The sequence below is a fragment of the Parapedobacter pyrenivorans genome (genome assembly GCF_014636865.1).
In the GTDB taxonomy this organism is placed as follows: domain Bacteria; phylum Bacteroidota; class Bacteroidia; order Sphingobacteriales; family Sphingobacteriaceae; genus Parapedobacter; species Parapedobacter pyrenivorans.
Genome location: NZ_BMER01000004.1, coordinates 195,953 through 212,086, shown reverse-complemented (window position 1 = coordinate 212,086; position 16,134 = coordinate 195,953). Strand labels below are relative to the sequence as shown.

Sequence of the window (16,134 nt, the reverse complement as noted above, 5' to 3'; positions counted from 1 at the left end):
TAATTGGTACCAGTTCGAGGTCAAATATAGCGGCGATATTCACAAAAACAAAACTATTTTATCACAATTGATTATCATAATGTTTACATTTAAAACCAAAAAGAAGCCTTTATTTTCACTAAATCCCCATGCAATTCAAAACTTCCCATTCCTAATTTTTCACAATACACTCATATTAAGAATAATGAAAACAAGTATCCATCTACAACACCTTGCATAATTGGTAGGGTTACATACATGAAATGTAAACATTATGGCGAAGAATATTTTTCAATTGATGAATAATTGCCGACTAAATTTAACCACAAGGAAGGTAATTGCAGAAAAAATTTACACCTTACTGCAATAAATGTAAAAATAATTTAATAAATAATATTACATTTGCCACCACAATGTAAATACCTTTAATTATGTCTGCTAAAACAAGCCACAAGACGATCTACGACACGCTCAAGAACCAGATCATTAAAGAAGGGTTTCTGCCGGGTGCCATGCTACCTACCGAACAGACGCTTGCCAAACGATACGATGTATCCAGGCCCACCATTGCCAAAGTGTATAACCAGCTACAGGAAGAAGGCTTTGTAAAGAAAACCAAAGGCCTCGGAACGGTGGTCACTTACCAACACACCAGCACCCCCTACACGTTTGGCCTGTTGCTTCCGGGATCCGGAGAATCCGAGATCTTCTCGATCATCAACGATCAATTGCTACGGCAATCCGAATCGGGGATGTTTAATTGCTTTTGGGAAGGCGCTACCGCAAGCAGTGCTGAAATCCGGAAATCGCTGATCGAATCGTGTCTCGAAAGCTACATCCAGAAAAAGGTGGATGGCATCTTTTTCTCTCCGCTTGAGCGCGTGCCAGATGCCTACGAGTTAAATCTCAAAATCTGCCAGGTCATCCGGGAGGCAGGTATCCCACTGGTACTGATCGACCGAGATATCCTCGCTGCTCCAGACCGCAGCGAATTCGATGTGGTATGCATCGATAATTTCAGCGCCGGCTGCGTTATGGCCCAGCACCTCATCGATCGCGGCTGCGAAAAACTACATTTTTTCTACCGGCCGGGTTCCGCCAGCTCGGTAGACCTGCGCCTTTCAGGGGTGCGTGATACGGCGCTTAAGCATGGCTATGCGTTTACGGAAAGCAATGTGTTCTGCGGCAGTCCCGAGGATTTGGAGTTGGTAAAGGGCATGGAAGTGATTGCCGGCAAAACAGGCATCATCTGCGCCAACGATTCGACGGCAGCCGTACTGATGTCGTCATTGGACGACCTCGGCATCGAGATATCGAAAGACATCCTGATCTGCGGATACGACGACATGAAGTACTCCAAGCACCTGAAGCATTCGTTGACGTCATTCCGCCAGCCTTGCGAGGAGATTGCCAACATCAGCATTGAACTGCTAATGCGCAGGTTGAAAGAAAACAACCGCATCCCGATCACCGTAAACCTCAAAGGAGCTATCGTTATCCGTGAATCCAGCCAATTTCGTTAACTAATTCAAAGAAAAATGAGACCAATTTATCCCTTCCTTATGCTGATCAGCTGCAGCCTGCTTTTTATAGGTTGCGTTGAAAAGAAAAAAGTTGTTCAAATCGAGCTCAACGCGGCCCCCTGGGTATTTTCCGAGGACGTCCCACCGGCCAGCACGCTATCGCCGAAGTCGGCCCAAGGCACCTTTGATGCACCGGCAGACAGCAGCAGTTTTACGATCAAGCTGACCGCCACGATCGGCCAGCACCTATCCGGTAAGCAACTGCTGCATATTCCCGGTGTACTGGAGGTTACCGCCTTCAAGCACGATCCCTCCGACCGCAACCTCCAAAACTATCCAGCCTATCCGATGGCGGATGGTTCGGTTCCCGTATTTCAAGCGGCGCTGCGGCTGCACCCGCTTCCGAACAGTACCGAAAAGGAGGTACGGGATATGATTATCGGCATTCCATTGGGGGTTTTGACCGAATCTACCGGCCAGCATGAAATCGTCCTCCATTTCTCGGGTGTACGTTGGTCACTGTATGTAGACGGCGAACTGCTCGACAATGATTTTGCGTTGGGCTATCCCCAATGGCCCGCCCAGCAGACCTGGGCGATCGACCCAGACCTTGTTTCCAGGGCCGAACTCTTCCTCCCCGGCCTGGAGCCCGCAAAAACGCCGTTAAAAACTCCACGAATCGCGAAGGATATCCAATACTGGACCCCTGCCGGCCACAACGCCTGGGTGGGCGACGTGGCCACCTTCTACCATGAGGGCCGGTATCACGTATTCTACCTGTTTGACAGGCGGGGCCACGCCAGCAAATTCGGGCGCGGTGGGCATTATTTCGAACACTTGTCAACGACCGACTTCGTCACCTGGACCGAGCACGAGGCCGCTACCCCGATCGAAAGCCAGTGGGAAACACTGGGCACGGGCACGCCATTCATCAGCGATGGCAAACTTTGCATCAGCTATGGCCTGCACACCACCCGTATCTATCCCAAAGAAGCAACCACCCTGCCGTTGCTATTGGATTATTACAACCAACACGGTGCTACAGGCTCGTTTGGATACGATACCCTATCGGGATATCCCGCCGGATCCACCTACTCCATCAGCGCGGATGGGATCAGCAATTTCAAAAAAACACACACGTTATTCCATCATTGCGAAAACCCCAGCGTCTATACCGATCCCGAAGGCCGCCTGCGCATGCTGGCGAACTACGGCGCAAAGGGTACCTGGGAATCAAAATCGATCGAAGGCGGTTGGAAATCCATTAATCCCGGGTTTCCTCCCGGCGGTGACTGCACGTTTTTCTTCCGTTGGGGGAATTACGACTACGTGATCGGCGGCTTTACCGGCCTTTGGTCAAAGCCCGCCAGCGCACCAGAAGACGGTTATACGGACGTTGTCAAGCAGGGGCTTGATTTCTATAATGGCATGTGTGTACCCGCGGTTACCGAAATCAACGACGGCCGGTTTCTGATGGCCGGCTGGATTCCGATGGCCAACTGGGGCGGCACATTAAACATCCATGAAATGCTCCAGTTCCCGGATGGACGGATCGGCACCAAATGGATGGAAGAGCTCGTGCCGGTCACGGGAAGGCAACGCACCCTGGCCGATGAAATCGAGGAAAACTCCACATTTGAGGTCGATGATCCCTCCTTCCTGCTGACGTTTGATGTAAAGCCCGGTGAGGACCTATCCGGCAAACTGGGCGCCCTGTTCTTAGGTGAAGACGACGCCGAGCACGCCTGTGAATTCCAGTTGAGCCCGCACGGAAAAAGGGCGCAATACGGTCAAGGATCCCTTCAGCAGTTCTCCGGACAGGAAAAGACCCTGCGCGAAGGCGGCTTTCCGAACCACGCCCGCCATTACGGCATCGAAAACCTATTCGATACGGACGGGCCGTTCACCGTCCGCATATTCGTCAAATACGACACCAAGTATGGCGGATCACAGATCGATGCGGAAATTGCTGGTAAACGCACCATGATTACGTTCTGCCCCGGTTTGAAAGTCGAAAAGCTGCTGTTCAGATCGGATGATACCGGCATTCAAAACGTGAAGATGGCTGCATACAATCATTAAGTATCCTTCCCTCAAAAGATACCGCTCGCCCCTTAATGGGGGGAGCGGTATCTTAATAGCAACTCATCGCTGTTGCGCAGCACAATGCATTTTCAGATCCGAGAGTACCTGCTTTTCCGGTTTAGAACGGGTGAGCCGGATGGCTTGTTCATAGTGTGCTAGCGCTTTTGCGGTATCCGTTCCCGAATAAAGATAGCCCAGCAACGCATGGTAATGGTTATTGCCCGTCAGCTGCAATTTCTCTGCCTCGCTGATGGCCTCTTCTTGTCCGTAAACGTTCGCAAAGGCAAACGTTCTATTCAATGCCACCATCGGAGAATATTCGATCAGGATCAGTTGATTATACAATTGCAGGATATGCGGCCATTTGTTTGCGTCTGAAATGACGGTGTGCCAATACGCAATGCCGGCTTCCAAATGGTATGCCGAGATTTCGTTGCCAGTAGTGGCATTGATCAGGTAATGATGCCCCCGTTGAATGAGCGCTTTATCCCATTGCCCTCTATCCTGGTCATCAAAGCGGATGGTTTCATTTCCCGCTCCGGTTCGCGCCTCCAGCCGCGAGCTCTGATAGCACATCAACGCCATTAACGCATTCACCTGCGGCGTGTTTGTCAATGGGTTTTCAGTCAATACCAAACCGAGCCGTATCGCTTCGGAACAGAGTTCCTTTCTCACCAGTTGATCGCCTGTTTTGGAAAAATAACCCTCATTAAACACCAAGTACAGTGTCTTTAGAACGGTAGGCAGTCTGAATACGATTGCCGCTTCACTCAACAAGCCAACCTGGAAATGATCGTTCCGCAGGTTGCTTCTTGCCCGCTGCAAGCGTTTTTTTATCGTTTCGACTTTCGTCAGGAATGCATTGGCGATTTCTTCAACACTGAAGCCACACAGGATCTGTAGCGCCAAACAGATTTGGCTCTTGCTTGCGTTTGCCGGGTTACAAACCGCAAAAATCATTGCTAGCTGGCTATCTGCGATGCTCTGCTCGTGGTATTCAAACGCTTCTTCGTATCGGATGCGCTCCGTTTCGGTTTGGCTCCGCACCCGGGTCTCAACGACCGACAGGTGTTTAATATAATCTTTGGCCTTGTTTTTGGCGACCGTATACAACCAAGCCGCCGGATTCTCAGGTACTCCATGGATGGCCCAGTGCTCAGACGCTTTCAGAAACGTGTCGCCTGCAATGTCCTCAGCGGTTTCCATGTGCCGTAAACCAAAATGACGGCATAAGACAGCCGTCATTTTTGCATATTCCTGTCGGAATAAGTGGGGTAAGACCTCGTTATGTGATCCCGTATGAGCCAATGTCAATCACGCTTTAACACCTCGCGGACTTCAATGTTGCCGCCGACCATAAAAATTGGATTCTCTTTTGCCATGGTTACCGCCTCGTCAATCGTTTCCGCCCTCACCACGATGTAACCGCTGATGAATTCCTTGATTTCGGTATACGGTCCGTCCGTCACCACGTCGTCAGCTTTAACGGTCTTCGCGCTCCCTGCAATAGGCAGAAGCGTATTGCCTTTATCCACCAACTTGTTCTGCGCAGCGATGCCTGCCAACCAATTCATCCGTTCCTGCATCTGTTCGGGCGATGGCTGGAAGTCAGCCAAGTCTTTCAGTCTGAAAATTAATGCAAATTCTTTCATTGTCAAAAAATTTTAATGTTTGTGCTTATGACGATTGACATTCCCATATGGGGACAGCGTTCGCTGTTTTTTTAGAGCAACGGGCTATATGCATATATAATAGGTGTTTTATGTAAGTCCCGAAAATCAGGATAATTTTGCATTTTTGTAAAACGCTGCCGTTAAAAAAGCTACCATGAAATTATCCATTGCCCAGCGACTTTACCTCGGATTGACCATCGGTTACGTCATCGTAATCACGGTCGGCATACTTTCGTATTTTTCCTATCAAAAGCAAATTCGGCAAGCCGCGTGGGTACAGCATACACAGCAGGTACTCCGTACCTCTGGGTCGCTTACCCAGCTCATGACGCAGATGGAAAACAGCAAACGAAACTTGTTCGTTACCGACAATCCACGGTATATCTTTGCATTCGACACCACCGTCCGAGAGCTGAAGATCACGATGACCAACCTGATGGCGCTAGTGCACGATAACCCCACCCAACGGTCCAATGCGCAACAAATCGAGCGATCCCTCAATCAGGTAGTCAATTATTGGCAACAGGAAACGAAGGTCTCTTCCCAAGATACCGCGCTCCTTCGGCAGACCATCCGAACCGGGACGGGACTAATGGCCTCGTTCACCGAAGACATTGACCGGTTCGAGAAACTGGAAAACAACTTGCTGCTAGAACGAGAAAAACGCAACGAGCGATCATCCCAACAAGCCATTGCGATGCTCTTCGGCGGGCTGGCGCTGATTTTAGTGATCGTTAGCATCCTGAGCTATCAGGTTTATCACGAGCTCACGGCGCGGGTCAAGTCACAGCGTCAGCTTAAGCAGAGCTTGCGGGATATGGAAGCCCTGAACACCGAAACGTCCCAGCAAAACTGGCAATTGAGCGGGCTATCCAAAATCAACAATCTGCTACAAGGGCAATATTACGCAGACGTGTCCAAGTTGGCTGCAGCGTGTACTGCAGCGTTGGCAGAACTCTTGCAGATCCCATCGGCCATCCTTTACCGGTACGAAGAAGATCAACGGCTCCTAGTACCCATCGGCGCTTTTGCACCGCCAACCGAACTGCCTCCGTTTCATCGTCTGGGCGTTGGCATCACCGGACAAGCCGCACAGGCGAAAGCGATCACGGAAGTCAATAACCTGCCTCCAGGCAGTCATGCCCTCCAATCCGGCCTCGGCTCCATCCAACCCACTTCGCTCGTGTTGATTCCCCTGTGGGTTGACGAACAGTTGATCGGGTTATTGGAGCTCATCGGTCTCACGGCATTCGATTCCAGGCAAATCCAGTTACTTGACCTACTCAAGCATAATCTCGGCAGCGCGCTACAAAGCGTGATGGCCCGCGAACACCTTGAAGAGCTGGTTCGCCAAATTAGTGAGCAAAAAGAAGAATTGGAATCGACCCAGGAGGTCCTCACCGAACAAGCATCGGCACTAGCGCAGAGCAGCCGATACAAGTCGGAATTTTTGGCCAACATGTCACACGAATTGCGCACGCCACTCAATAGCATTCTCATTTTGGCCAACCTCCTTGCAGAAAACAAAGACGGTCGGCTGACGGACAAACAACGCGAGTACAGCACCATTATCCATAAGTCCGGCTCAGACCTGCTCAGCTTGATCAACGACATCCTTGATCTGTCCAAGATCGAAGCCGGAAAAATCGATCTGAATCCCGAGGAAGTCCCGGTTTCCACCCTCCTTGCCGATATGGAAGACCTTTTCCGTCATGTCGCCACCGAAAGACAGATTCATTTCTCCGTTGAAAACCAAGTAAGCAACGACTTGCGTATCTTCACCGACAAGAAGCGCACCGAACAGATCCTCAAGAATCTGCTTTCCAACGCCCTGAAATTTACGCCCGCAGACGGCAAAGTCTCCCTTACGGTCAAACCCGGCGAACGATCGGACAAGCTAATATTTGCCGTCAAAGATAACGGCGCGGGAATCGCCAAAGAATACCAGTCGGCCATCTTCGAAGCGTTCCAGCAGGCAGACGGTGCAACCAACCGGAAATACGGCGGCACCGGTCTCGGCTTATCCATCAGTCGGCAGCTGGCCGAACAACTCGGTGGCAGCATCACGTTATCCAGCGAGCTTGGCATAGGGAGTGAGTTTATCCTGTACCTTCCCATTACCGGACCTTCCGTGCCCGTAAAACAAGTCGCCGAACCGCCAGCCAAATTAGCCAAAGCCCCGTCTATAAACACCGGTGCACTTGCTGTTCAACAACAGCTCATCCCCGACGACCGTCATAAAATCCAATTGGGCGACCGCATATTACTCATCATTGAGGACGATGAAAATTTCGCGACCATCTTGCGTGATTTTGCCCGCGGTAAAAATTACCAGACCATCGTTGCACTGAACGGTGAGGAGGGACTATATTGCGCGCGTAAATACAAGCCAGCCGCCGTGCTCCTCGACATTCACCTGCCCGGTCTATCAGGTACTGAAATTTTGGACACCTTGAAACGGACACCCGAGTTAGCCCATATTCCCGTTCATGTCATTACTTCGCACGACGATTTGGGCCATTTGGCCAATGAGATTGCAGGCGTGACGATAAAGCCCTTTGAAATCGGCGAGCTTGAAGCCATCTTTGAACGTTTGGATGTGGGTTCCGTTCCGCCCCCGATTTCACCCACCCTACCGGAAGCAGCGCCCTCAAGGGCTCCCCGATCGTCCGAGCCGAATATGGCACCCAACACAGACGACTCTGAAGCCAACCAAATCCGGTTAGACGGTTCTAAAATCCTGCTGGTAGACGATGATATGCGCAATGTATACGCACTTACCGCGATGCTGGAAGCCCACGGCGCAGATGTCACTCCCGCCACCAATGGAGCGGAAGCACTTGAGCAGCTTGCAGCCAATCCGTCCATTCACTTGGTAATCATGGACATTATGATGCCCGTAATGGATGGCTATGAAACGCTGCAAGAAATCCGGAAAAATCCAGACTGGTCGCATATTCCGACAATTGCCATCAGCGCCAAGGCCATGGCCGGCGACCGCCAAAAGGCCATCGATGCAGGTGCATCAGACTACTTAACAAAGCCCATCGATCGCAATAAACTCTTAACCCTGTTGCATAACTGGCTACCCCAGCAACCGGACTAAATGTTATTACGAATGAATTATTTATTTAAAATCCTTCTTGTTGACGACAAACCCGAAAATATCGTTGCCTTACAAAACATGCTGGAAGCAGAGAAACGGGTGTTTGTCACCGCCACAAATGGTAACGACGCACTCAGGGAGCTGCTGAAGCATGACGATATCGGTTTGGTCATGCTGGATGTACAAATGCCGGATATGGATGGCTTCGAGGTGGCCTCGCTGATTAAGGCGAACCCAAAGACCAAGCATGTGGCCATCATCTTCGTTACCGCAATCAATAAAGAAACCCGCTACGTATTGAAAGGGTTTGAGGAAGGAGCAGTGGACTACCTGGCCAAGCCGTTGGATGTCCAAGTGACGCGTGCCAAGGTTAGCGTTTTCGAACGCTTATATTGTTACCAACAAGAACTCAAACAAGCCATCAAGGCCAAAGAAGAGGTAAATGCCCAGCTCGAGCGCTTCATGTACACTGTCGCACACGATCTCAAGTCGCCGCTATCGGGTGTCTTCTCGCTGATCGACTATATCCAGACGTTCCCGGAGATACAGGCATCGCCGCAGGTGCAGGAATATATGCGCCTCTGCATGGAGGCCGTCAACCACCTGAACGGCATGATTGCCTCCATCCTCGATTACTCGCGTACCGCCACGTACCAACAGAAAACCGAGCCTGTAGATACGGGCGAGCTGGCCCGGCAGATCGTGCAACTCCTGTACCCACCGCCACATATCGATATCCACATTGCAACCGCGTTACCGGTGGTCACGACCAACCGCCTGAAGTTGCATCAAGTATTCCAGAACTTCATCAGCAATGCCATCAAACACAATGACAAGCCAAAAGGCCAAATCGAAATCGGATTTTCCGGACTTCACGAAGGGTATTATTCGTTTTTCGTGAAAGACAATGGACCCGGCATTGCCTTGGCAGACCACGAACGTATATTCAAGCTCTTCGAAACGGCCGGGTCCGATCAGGTTAACCCCGCAAACAGCGGTGTGGGACTCAACATTGTTAAGCTCTTTGTGGAAGAGCGCGGCGGTAAAATCAGCGTAGATTCGAGGCCTGGCGAAGGTAGCACCTTCCATTTCACCTGGCCTGCGTAAGCAACTTCTCAGCGCACGGTGATTTCGTCGATGCCGATCATCGGTTTCCGCCGATCCGATCCGGAAAATCCGGCTGGGAATTGCCCCGGACAGCGCGCTGTGACCCGCACGTAGCGCGCTTGGTCCCCTCCACCCGGCAAGGTGATCGTCCGCCGTTGCGCGAGTGACTCCTGACCATTTGATGGCATGGGTTTCGTCGTACCCACCACGGAAAACACCTCACCATCCACGCTTACCGCGACCGCTACGTCCGTCGGCGCAAAAAGGTAGTGCCGCGGGTCATCGAGGAAATTCAGCAACACTTGCTTGATGGGAGCCATCGTTCCCAAATCGATGGTCGCTACGAGGTCTTTCGCCTCAAAAAGCAACCAGTTATAGCTATAGTCCAGTTCACCGGCCATCCCGTCGGTCAGCGTAGCTTCCCGTTTGGCGGGATAGTCGGGCATGAATGGATGCACAAGCTTCACGGGTTTGTCTACCGATATTCCCGGAATCCAGCCTGTTTCCAAATGCGTTTCCCACGCCGCGGCGTAGTCCGACGGTGCGCCACCGCCTTCCGCCAATTCCGTCACTCCTGCCCGATCGGCGGCCTTCACAAAGCGGTCGATACGTTCCCGCCATCCGGGTTTAATGCCTAAGGCGCCACTCCGCTCATCCGCGACCAGAAACCCATGTCGATCCCTGCCGAACAATCGCGCCTGTTGCAATACGGTGTACTCCATGCCCAAGCGTAGGCGGCCTATGCGCTCGGCGATCAACGGATTCCCTTCAGCCGCAGCTTCCGCCTCATCCAGCAACGCGCTATAGCGATCAATCCGTTCCGGACTCAAGTAATCGTTTCGGTTGTTCACCGGATTGCCGTAAATATCCAATACCGCACCCGTCTCGGCCACCGCTGCGTGCAGGGTGTCCAAGTATTGGAATACCGCGCTAGCCGCATCTCCGTAATACTGCCGGATGAAATCGGTGCGTACCGCCGCTGCATCAACGTTCGGATCCCACAGCGCTTTTGCCAGCACGTATGATTTCAATTCGGCCAAGTCGCCATACGTATACCCCGTTCCCTGTTCAAATACCCCTTTTACCCCCCGATCAGCCAGGTAGGCAACATTCGGTTGCAGATTCCGATCGTCCGGAAATGGCGCCAGGTAGTTGGTAAACTGCGTGGTATAATCCCACACAAACAAGTTGGCTGTCAGTGCCCCCCAGCCCGTCAGCTGGTCGCGGAAGGTCTGGGCGGTAGATACCGTCGCCAGCGGCTGCTGGCGCTGCGCGTCAATGCTGCTCAGCATTACGTAAACATTGGGAGCGGGCTTAGTTTTCCGTGGTGGATTAGCTGTATAGGTATACGCCAGTGTGGTAAACTTCTTGCCGGGCATTTCCTTCGCAATCCGGTTCACGAACCGGATCAGGCTACCCTGGTGCCCGCCCTCTTCCTCGTCCACTCGGCTGCAATCCGTACAGGTGCAGAACCCACCCCCATCCATCGGCGCGATCGACCAATATTCAGCTTCCGGCGCATCCGCCATACGCTCCCGGAGCGCGTCGGTTACCACCTCAGCCAGCTCGGGATTACTTAGGCACAGCTGGGTGGTTTGGCGCTGCCCGTTTACCAGCGCAAAATATTCCGGATGTTCATGAAAATAGGTCTGCGGCGGCACCAGCTTGAAAAACGAATGCCCCCAAATCCCCCAAAGATCTTCAAACCGATGCAGTTTATGCCAATCCAGGTATTCATTATCCATCGCCGCAGGGTAAAAACTTTCCCGGTATACCAAGGCCGGATCGGCATGCACATCAAGGTCGCCGGGAATCGCTATGGTAGTCTGCCGGGGTACCCATGCCGGTCCCTGATCCAATTTGCGGCAACCCAGATAAGTTTCCAGCAAGGTATAAACACCATACAGCACCCCTTTACCCCGCCCGCCATGGATCAATAACCGGTTTCCATCCACGCGGAGCACATGCCCCTCACCGGCCACGTCCGCCCCAGCGCCCGCAGCCGATCCGATCCATACCGCGGTAACCTCCGGATCATCAGCCGCAGTGACGATTGGCAAGGCAACATCGCTCATCCGTTTCACATAATCCTGCAACACGTCAGCCGCCTTGCGGTCGATTGGCGGTGCATTGTCCGCCACCACAATCACCGAAACCGCCTGTCCATCGCGTACCAATACAAGCGGCTCTTCCGCAGCTTGGCAAGAGAGTTGCATCCCTATTAAAACAATGCCGTAAACTTGCTGTAAGACACGTTTCATTCCTAAAACCTCCGCATGATGGATATGTACAGATCGTATTGGTTACGGAATTGCTGGTCGCTTACCTTCTGCGTAATCCAGGACGCGTTCAGTCCCAGTGTAGTCCGATAACGGAACGTCCGTTGATAACCTGCCGCCACGCTACGCGTCAACAGTCCCGAGAGTTCCGAAAACTGAATCAACCGGCTCCGGTCGTCGGGCGACGTACCCAATCCAACGGTCATCGACAGGAAATCCTGCCGGTTGTTCATATAGTAGCGCCCCACCAAGGCATACGATGACGTCAGGTCATCCGCTTCCCATACCCCGTAACCGCGCAAATTAAACCAAAAATCGCCAAAACCACGCGCCACCGACACCAACCCAGAGGTGCTGCGCAGCGTATCCCGATGCAAGTAGCGGACGCCCAGCCCCACTTCGCCATCGTTTTTAAACGTCCGATACACCGTATAACCTAATCGCCATTGCGGAAACACCAGCTGGTTGGCAAAGGCTGCATGAGCATACGAGTACCATTTCGGGTTGTGCGTGTAATACAACTCCGCTTCCCCCTGCAGGCCCGTTCCCTGCTCCCGTCCCGCATAATTAATCCGACCACCAAACGACCCTTTTTTGAAAAAGCGGATGTATTCGAGTGTGGCGATGTCATACTTATTTTCCGAATAGTCGTAGCGTGAGCGCAGGAAATGCAACCCGAATTGATTCTTCAAGGTTCTGCTCTCCAGGTAATCGGCATAGCCCCTGTGGTCACTGGTTGGCCGGAGCACAACCAACGTATCCGCAGCGGCAGCCGCCGCAACGAAGTCCTTCTGCCCCTCATAGGCCTGCGCCTGCCGCTGCCGCATGGCGGCCCATTCGGGATCATTACGCAAGCTCTGATTGATATACGCGTGGGCACTGTCATAGCGTTGGCCCTCCAGATTCATGTTAACGAGGTTGAGCAGCGCCACGGAATCGCGTGGATTGAGCGCCAGTACCTGTCGGTAGCTATTCATCGCACTATCCAGTTGGCCACTCCGCTTCTGTTGGGCTGCAGCACTTAAGAGGTTATCGGCATAGGCATTCCGGTACTGCAAGGTATACGGGTAGCGAGCCATCAACCCCCTTACCAACGCGTTGGCTTCTGTGTATCGCTGCATCGTTGTCAGTATAGCCGATTTTTTCAGCAGGAATTCACGGTCGTCGGGATAAGCCGCTAAGGCTCGGTCGGCAAAATACAGTGCACTATCCGGTTGATTGGCCCCACTGTAGAGGTTCACCAAGTAATTCAGTGCATCCCGGTTGTCCGGATCGCTGGTAAGCACCGCTCGAAGTTGCGCGGCAGCCAGCGGAAACTCGTCCTGCTGCAGTAATCGGCTACCCGCCAGCAGCCGATTTTCCGTATAAGCCGTTACATACCTCGGGTTATCCGGGTTTCGCGCTAGCAGTCCTTCCAGCACATCGGCAGCCTCGTCATACCGCCCTGCATCGGTCAGCAGGCTCGCTTGTTTCAGCGCACCCTCTTCACTGGGTGCCACGGCTATCCGTTCATCCAATACCGCCAACGCCCTCGTGTAGTCGCGTTGTGCGGCATAACTGTTTACCAATGCATCCAACACCAACGAATCCCGCGGTGATACCTGTTGTGCATCGCTCAGCTCCGCAAGCGCCTCTTCATGTTGCTGCTGTCCGGTATAGTCACGCGCACTGGCAATTTTCAGTTCGGTATACCGCTGCCGGATGTCCGTATCGGCTGGATTACGTTGTAGCAGGTTTCCGGCCACCGTCGCCGCCTCCGTAAACCGCCGCTCATACTCCAGCAGGTCCAGTTTGAGCAACAGCAACTCGGTCGACTGCGGTTCACGCCGCAGGCCGGCATTGATCCAGGTCATCGCCTCGCGGTACGCACCGCGGGAAGTTGCCAGTCCAATCACCTTCCTCAGTGCTTCCCGGTTGCCCGGATCGCGTTCCAGAATCGATTGGTAAAGCATGTACGGATCGGTTTGCGTGTAAAATGCAGCTGCTTCCAACCGCAGTTCTGTCTCCAGCGCCCGCGCTTCCGCGCTGGTTGGATGGTAGCGATAGATCGTTTGCAGCACCGTGAGGGCCTCTGCGTAGCGCATGTTCTCCCGCAGCAGGTTGAGCTTTTTCATCAGCAGCTCGTACGACGACGGGTTTGCTTCAAGGTCTGCTTCCAACTGTTCCTCGGCAGCCGAGCGCGTACGAGCGCTTAAGTCAGAAGCACCCAGCAGCTCGCGGGCCTCCGCGTTGCCCGGATCTGCCTCCAAGGCCTTCTGTAAGCTAGCAACGGCAGCGGCGGGCAACTCCTGCGCGCGGTAGCGACGCGCATTTTCGATGTAGTGTCCGGTGTATGCCTTCAACACCTCCCCATCGCGGGGAAACCGGCGGATCAACGCTTCGGCATAGAGATTTCCCTCGATCAACCGCCCGGCGGCATCCAGTACACCCAGTTTACGCAGCTGCAGGTCTTTGCGGTCAGGAAATTCCTTCAACGCGGCATCAACCGCCTTTAAAGCCACGTCAAAGCGGCGGGTACTGACTTCGATGTTGATGCGGTAGTAATGCGCGTCCAGGTACTTTGGATCTTTTTTCAGTACGTTGCCCACGTGTTTCCGTGCAGCATCCCACCGCTGGGTCAGCATATACAACCTACCCAGCAACAGCTCCATATCGTTGAAATCAGGCCGCTGTTCTAAGGCTTCTTGCGAAAGCGCTATTGCCCGTTCATAGTTTTTTCGATTCGTTTCCTGTACGGCCTGTTCATAGAGCGCATCCGCATTGTCTTTTTTACGGAACCATTGCCCTTGGGCCTCCGGCAGCGCCATTGTCAACGCTGCCAGTATGATCATCAATCGAAATAGGGATTTGAAACACATCGCTAAACTCCTTTCTATGAACTGGTGGCTGCCGCCTTTTTTTTCTGCTGACCAAAGCCCTGCCGCTGCATGTTGCCCCAGGTATGCTTACGCCCGGTCGCGAAATTGAAATACCCTTTGAGTGAAAAAAACACGATCATCGGGTGGTAGACAATCGGCTCGATAAACGCCATCAAGCCTAACCCCATCACCTCCCGCCAGGTCTTGTAATACCGGAATGTCAACTGATCCCATAGCAGTGCCAAGGTGGAAATCATGATGGCATACAGGTACACAAAGGCTAGCAATATCAAGGCAAACGGCCAATTGATCCGTTCGGTCATAATCAGGTATACATACGAAAGGACGCCCAGCACCTCTATGATTGGCGCCAGAAATTCAAAAAACAGGTTGTAGGGCATGACTACCAACCCGAGCCGCCCATACCGCGGATTGAACAGCACATTTTTATGCATCGTCATGATCTCAGCCAGGCCGCGCCCCCAACGCGTGCGTTGCCGCCCGAACACCTTCAAGCTCGCCGGTCCCTCCGTCCAGCACTGGGACGAAGGGATATAACGGATGGCATATTTCAGGTTATTTTCAATCATGTAGGTACACATCCGCGTCACGATATCCATATCCTCGGCAAACGACTTATGATCATACCCCCCTGCCTTGATGGCAATTTCCTTGTCAAACAATCCCAATCCCCCGGATACGTTAGGTACACAATTGATCTGGCTCCACCCCATTTTCCCCAGCACATAAGCCCGGATGTATTCCATCTCCTGAAACCGCGGAAGCCACTGCCTGGGCGGGCGTACACGGGTAATCATCCCCCCTTCCACCTCACAGGAATTGACCAGCCGCAACGTGGCCCCACTGGCGATGACGCGCACACTGTCCTCAACCACATGTACATAGCCGCATTCTGGACAAGGCTCGCCCACTTCTTTTACCTTTTTGGCGCCTTCATCCAGAAAAGGCTTAATCATCTTCAAGAGTGTGTCCTTTTCGAGAACACAGTCTACATCCGTGCAGAGAAAATAATCATATGCTGCGGCATTGATGCCCGCATTGGACGCATCGGCCTTGCTCTTTCCATTCACCTTATCAATGACCAACAGCCGTGAATAAGCCGGATTGGTCGATTTGAATACCCGCTTTACCGGGCGCGTCACGATTTTCTCATCATAGGCGAAGGGTACCTCCACCATCTCAAATTCTGAAATAAGCTGTTCCAGCGTATCGTCCGTACTTCCATCGTTTACGATAATCACCTCAAACTCCGGGTAGTTAAATGTTAGCAGGGACCGCACATTCATGATGATGGTCAGCCCTTCGTTAAACGCCGGCGCAATGACCGATATACCGGGCACGATGGACGAGTGGAACGCATTCTCATAGTCCACAACGTCACTTTCCGCTTTGAATCGGCGCACGCCACGGAGGGATAGCAGCGCCAGCAGCGCATAGATGGTGAGCAGTGTAATCCCGTACACAAAAATCATCCCCTGCAATATGTCCTGAACCAGTTCCATA

General features: G+C 52.6%; 9 protein-coding genes. 4 read left to right on the top strand and 5 right to left on the bottom strand.

From position 1 onward, the window contains the following. Positions 1–410 precede the first annotated feature (410 nt). Both IEV98_RS18000 and IEV98_RS17995 read left to right on the top strand, forming a co-directional pair. Positions 411–1,502, top strand: a complete 1,092-nt coding sequence (locus tag IEV98_RS18000) for a GntR family transcriptional regulator (RefSeq protein WP_188507419.1) — start codon at positions 411–413, stop codon at positions 1,500–1,502. 15 nt (positions 1,503–1,517) lie between these two features. Beyond that, on the top strand, positions 1,518–3,584 hold the full coding sequence (locus tag IEV98_RS17995) for a glycoside hydrolase family protein (protein WP_188507418.1): 2,067 nt from the start codon (positions 1,518–1,520) through the stop codon (positions 3,582–3,584). 63 nt (positions 3,585–3,647) lie between these two features. Here the strand turns inward: IEV98_RS17995 and IEV98_RS17990 are convergent, their stop codons facing one another. After that, the gene (locus tag IEV98_RS17990; protein ID WP_371870675.1) at positions 3,648–4,895 is read right to left on the bottom strand and encodes an RNA polymerase sigma factor; all 1,248 of its coding nucleotides are present in this window, start codon (positions 4,893–4,895) and stop codon (positions 3,648–3,650) included. 2 nt (positions 4,896–4,897) lie between these two features. Further along, entirely contained in the window at positions 4,898–5,239 is a 342-nt protein-coding gene (locus IEV98_RS17985) for a YciI family protein (RefSeq protein ID WP_188507416.1), read from the bottom strand. A gap of 175 nt (positions 5,240–5,414) precedes the next feature. Between IEV98_RS17985 and IEV98_RS17980 the strand changes: the two genes are divergently transcribed. Together IEV98_RS17980 and IEV98_RS17975 are read left to right on the top strand one after the other, a co-directional pair. Continuing rightward, positions 5,415–8,366, top strand: a complete 2,952-nt coding sequence (locus tag IEV98_RS17980; RefSeq protein ID WP_188507415.1) for a hybrid sensor histidine kinase/response regulator — start codon at positions 5,415–5,417, stop codon at positions 8,364–8,366. Between the two features lie 12 nt (positions 8,367–8,378). Further along, positions 8,379–9,473, top strand: a complete 1,095-nt coding sequence (locus tag IEV98_RS17975; protein WP_188507414.1) for a sensor histidine kinase — start codon at positions 8,379–8,381, stop codon at positions 9,471–9,473. 8 nt (positions 9,474–9,481) lie between these two features. Here the strand turns inward: IEV98_RS17975 and IEV98_RS17970 are convergent, their stop codons facing one another. The 3 genes from IEV98_RS17970 to IEV98_RS17960 are packed head-to-tail and all read right to left on the bottom strand — an operon-like array spanning position 9,482 to position 16,133. Beyond that, positions 9,482–11,734 (bottom strand): glycoside hydrolase family 20 protein, encoded by a 2,253-nt coding sequence (locus IEV98_RS17970; protein ID WP_188507413.1) that lies wholly within the window; start codon positions 11,732–11,734, stop codon positions 9,482–9,484. A 2-nt stretch (positions 11,735–11,736) separates the two neighbouring features. Next, positions 11,737–14,583 (bottom strand): tetratricopeptide repeat protein, encoded by a 2,847-nt coding sequence (locus IEV98_RS17965; RefSeq protein ID WP_188507412.1) that lies wholly within the window; start codon positions 14,581–14,583, stop codon positions 11,737–11,739. Between the two features lie 41 nt (positions 14,584–14,624). Next, complete coding sequence (locus IEV98_RS17960; protein ID WP_188507411.1) at positions 14,625–16,133, bottom strand: glycosyltransferase family 2 protein; 1,509 nt, start codon at positions 16,131–16,133, stop codon at positions 14,625–14,627. Position 16,134 lies beyond the last annotated feature (1 nt).

Bases quoted from the DNA above. Each gene is read 5' to 3' on its own strand.
- IEV98_RS17965 (WP_188507412.1), bottom strand. From the start codon at position 14,583: ATGATCATACTGGCAGCGTTGACAATGGCGCTGCCGGAGGCCCAAGGG.
- IEV98_RS17985 (WP_188507416.1), bottom strand. From the start codon at position 5,239: ATGAAAGAATTTGCATTAATTTTCAGACTGAAAGACTTGGCTGACTTC.
- IEV98_RS17970 (WP_188507413.1), bottom strand. From the start codon at position 11,734: ATGAAACGTGTCTTACAGCAAGTTTACGGCATTGTTTTAATAGGGATG.
- IEV98_RS18000 (WP_188507419.1), top strand. From the start codon at position 411: ATGTCTGCTAAAACAAGCCACAAGACGATCTACGACACGCTCAAGAAC.
- IEV98_RS17960 (WP_188507411.1), bottom strand. From the start codon at position 16,133: ATGGAACTGGTTCAGGACATATTGCAGGGGATGATTTTTGTGTACGGG.
- IEV98_RS17980 (WP_188507415.1), top strand. From the start codon at position 5,415: ATGAAATTATCCATTGCCCAGCGACTTTACCTCGGATTGACCATCGGT.
- IEV98_RS17975 (WP_188507414.1), top strand. From the start codon at position 8,379: ATGAATTATTTATTTAAAATCCTTCTTGTTGACGACAAACCCGAAAAT.
- IEV98_RS17995 (WP_188507418.1), top strand. From the start codon at position 1,518: ATGAGACCAATTTATCCCTTCCTTATGCTGATCAGCTGCAGCCTGCTT.